Source organism: Streptomyces sp. SID14436, from assembly GCF_010548465.1.
Classification (GTDB): domain Bacteria; phylum Actinomycetota; class Actinomycetes; order Streptomycetales; family Streptomycetaceae; genus Streptomyces.
On record NZ_JAAGMD010000806.1, the window covers coordinates 1 to 205 of the forward strand.

1 pseudogene is annotated in these 205 nt (G+C 81.5%); it reads right to left on the reverse strand.

Annotation, left to right across the window (positions count from 1 at the left end):
- Positions 1-205 (reverse strand): annotated as a pseudogene (locus tag G3I53_RS29175) (carbon monoxide dehydrogenase); the annotation flags it as partial.

Sequence of the window (205 nt, forward strand, 5' to 3'; positions counted from 1 at the left end):
TCCTCGGCGCTGCGGCCGATCATCGTGCGGCGCGCGTGGGCGGCCTCCGCCACGGCGTCCCGGGCCTCCTCGTCCTCCCCCTCGGCCACCGGGTCGAGGGCGGACGGGGGGACCTCGGCGTCGGGACCCGCCGCGGGGTCGGGGGGCGGGGCGTCGTCCGCGTCCGGGGCGGCCTCGAAGTCGCCGGTGGCGCCCGGTGCGAAGT